General features: G+C 32.9%; 2 protein-coding genes. Both read right to left on the bottom strand.

Going from position 1 to position 3,747, the window contains the following annotated elements:
* Positions 1-254: 254 nt before the first annotated feature.
* Complete coding sequence (locus SPD90_RS15125; RefSeq protein ID WP_320925782.1) at positions 255-1,178, bottom strand: alpha/beta hydrolase; 924 nt, start codon at positions 1,176-1,178, stop codon at positions 255-257.
* 143 nt (positions 1,179-1,321) lie between these two features.
* Positions 1,322-3,463: a ribonuclease R gene (gene rnr / locus SPD90_RS15130; protein ID WP_320626605.1), complete on the bottom strand. Its 2,142-nt coding sequence runs from the start codon at positions 3,461-3,463 to the stop codon at positions 1,322-1,324.
* Positions 3,464-3,747: the final 284 nt, after the last annotated feature.

The following is a 3,747-nucleotide window of genomic DNA, read 5'->3' on the forward strand; positions in this document are numbered from 1 at the left end:
ATCTCACCTTCTTCTCTATTTCTTATAAATTATTATATCATATATACCTATTAAACGTGTAAATATCAATTCATTATTTTTAAACTGAACTATAATTTACCACACATTATTCATTTCGTCAAGCCGTGCAAACTTCCAAAATAATTTTTTTGCAAAACAAAAGGATGAACTATCCATTCTAAGAAAATTTCATACATAATTCATCCAAAAATATATACCTATTTAATTGTAAATACCTACTATTTTTAATATTCCTAAATTCTTTTCATATGTTTTTCAAAAAATTCATCAATCAAATTTATAACCTCGTCTTGCCAAAATCCAGGTCCACAGTGGTCTTGCCCCATAACTTTGTAAATACTACTTTCCTTTCCTTCTGCCAATAATTTTTCATGAAGCATCGCACTTTGTTCAAATGGAACTATTCTGTCCTTGCTACCGTGGAAAATTATTATCGGAGGTATATCTCTACCTTTTGTTATGTAATTTAGGACATTTGCCTTTTGCGCCTTGTCCCCGTGCTTTGTAACGTCCAATTTTCCTATTAATATTCCGACTGGACTATCTGCAACAGTATAGTCAGCTGTAGTCGGAGCCTCATTCATTCTTGTTATATCTGTCGGTCCGTAGAAATCAACTATTCCATTTACTTTGTCTGAGTATTCACTGTAGTCATCGGTATCTAGCTCTGTGACACCGCTAGTTATTCCAGTTATCAAAGATACATGTGCTCCTGATGAGTCCCCCCATAAAAATATATTATCCTTATCAATTTTGTACTCTGATGCGTGTTTTCTTAAAAACCTGATAGCTGTTTTGATATCTTGTACTTGTGCTGGGAAAGGCGCGTCCTCTGCTGATCTGTATTGAACAATTGCAACTATGTACCCCTTATCTGCAATTTTTGATAGGTTGCCTATGTTTAAATATAATTTCTGTTTTATCCAACCTGAACCTTGTACGAATACTACACATGGCAGTTTTTCCATATGCTCTACAGTATAGTAAGGCATTAGAAATTGTAATTTTAGACCTTTTCCATCTCTTTCTACATAATTTACATATCTTTTACATACTACTGATGTAATCTCATCCTCAAATTCAATTACATTCATACCCTTCGTAACGGTTGTAGATTCTGGAAAGTCTTCATAACTATATTCTATCGGATCTCCCATTCTCATTCCTCCATTCAATGCATTTATATATTTACCTAAAAATAAATCAAAAAATAAAGGAATATTATAAATGTAAATATTAACAATTACATTTTTATAATATCCCTTTCAGAAAATTTTATCAACTATTTTTAATATTTTACCTACTCTTGAGCATCTTTTTGATTTACAAGCTCAAAGTCTATTTCTCTAAAATCTACATTTACCTTGCTGACCTTGATTCTGACTTGATCACCTATTCTATATACGTTTTTAGTTCTCTCTCCAATTAATGAATAAGTGTCTTCATTATAATTGTAGAAATCGTCATTCATATCGACCATTCTTACTAGACCTTCTACAGTATTTTCAAGCTCTACAAACATTCCAAATGAAGTCACGCTAGAAACTATTCCATCGTACTCTTTACCGATTCGCTCCTCCATATAGACTGCTTTGTAGTAATCGTGTACATCTCTTTCAGCTAAATCAGCTTCTCTTTCTCTCTCTGAAGATTGGTTAGATGCGTACTCTACTATATTTGCAAGCTGTTCACTTCTCTTTTCTGTAAGCTTTCCGTTTAACTGTTCTTTTATTATTCTGTGTATTTGTAAATCTGGATATCTTCTTATCGGTGATGTAAAGTGGCAGTAATACTGTGCCGCTAAACCAAAGTGTCCTACACAGTGAGGAGCATATCTAGCCTGTCTCATACTTCTAAGCATGATTGTGCTGATTGCTTGTTCCTCTGGTTTTCCTTTTATTAATCCTAATACTCTTTGTATTTCCTTAGGATGTATTTCCTCTAAATCTCCTTTAAATGAATATCCAAAAGTCGCTATGAATTTATTTAAAGTTTCCATCTTTTCTGCTGCAGGTATCTCATGTATTCTATAGACAAATGGCACCGCTAGCCAGAAGAAATGTTCAGCTACTGTTTCATTAGTTACAAGCATAAACTCTTCTATCATTTTATTAGATATTCTTCTCTCGTATGATTTGATATCTACTACTTTTCCTTCTGAATTTAATATTATTTTTGATTCAGGGAAATCAAAGTCGATTGAGCCTCTTCTAGCTCTTCTTTTCATAAGAATCTTAGCTAGTTCTTCTGCATGCTTGAAGTCGTCTACTAAGCTTGCGAAAGTATTTTTTAGCTTTTCGTCGTCTTTTTCTAAGATATCAGAGACCTCTGTATAAGTCATTCTAGCCTTTGAATTTATCACAGATTCTGCTATATCGTATTTTATAACCTTACCATCTGCATTTATCTCCATAAATACTGATAGAGTTAATTTATCTTCAAAAGGATTTAAACTACAAACTCCATTTGATAGCTGCTTTGGAAGCATTGGTATTACTTTATCCACTAGATAAACTGATGTCGCTCTCTTTATCGCCTCTTTGTCTAGCTTAGAGTGTTCTCTTACGTAATGAGATACATCTGCAATATGTACTCCTAATTTGTAGTTTCCACTTGGCAATACTTCTATTGATACGGCGTCGTCTAAGTCTTTTGCATCATCGCCATCTATTGTAAATGTCTTTAATTCTCTCAAATCAAGTCTTCTAGCTATCTCTTCTTCTAGTATTGGAATGCTCACACGTTCAGCTTCGTCTATTACCTTTTGTGGGAATTCCTCAGGAAGACCGTGAGCTCTTATTATAGAATCTATCTCTACTCCACGTTCTCCTTTTTGACCTATTACTTCGATTATTTTACCTTCTGGTTTTCTGCCTTCTATTGGCCACATAGTTATCTTACAGACTACCTTGTCGTTGTCCTTTGCTCCAGAGAAAAACTTGTTTGGAATATAAATGTCTTGGTTGAATTTCTTGTCATCTGGAACGACAAACCCAAAGTTCTTGTTAGATTGGAAAAGACCTATTATAGTATCAGTTTCTCTTTTTATTACCTTTACTATAGCGCCCTCTGCTCTTCTTCCTTCTGTAGCAGGTTTTGTTATTTCGGCCATGACTCTATCGCCATTCAAAGCTCCATTTATATCTTCTGGATTTATAAATAAATCTTGTACAAATTCTTCATCTGATTCGACAAACCCAAATCCTCTTCTATGAGATACGAATTTTCCTACGAAATATCCCATAGCACTAGGTGCCATAACTCTTCCTTTTTTTGTTATAACTATATATCCATCATTTTGTAATTCTTCTAAAAAATTGTCAAACATCGGCTTTTCACAAGAATGTATATCAAATATCAACGCCAATTCTTCTTTTTTTAGAGGATTGTATGCTTTGTCATTTATTAGACCTAGTAACTTTTCTCTTATTTCTGGTGTCATAAAAGAGCCTCCCTTTATCATATTTAAAATATTTATCTATCTTCCACATTCAAATAAATATATTATATACTTTATTCGCCTTTAAAGATATATTTTTCCTTTATTTTTAATATTCTTTTATTATTTACTTTATTATATTTTATATGCAGGAAAAACTCTATATTTATAAATTACTACAGTCTAATTCCTATTTATCTAGTATATCCTTCAATCCAAAGCTATCAATAGTATGTATAATATGAAGACTCATCGCAGTTTTTGCCCCCTCTGCATTTCTGTCCCTC

This window comes from Intestinibacter sp. (genome assembly GCF_034113885.1).
Classification (GTDB): domain Bacteria; phylum Bacillota; class Clostridia; order Peptostreptococcales; family Peptostreptococcaceae; genus Intestinibacter.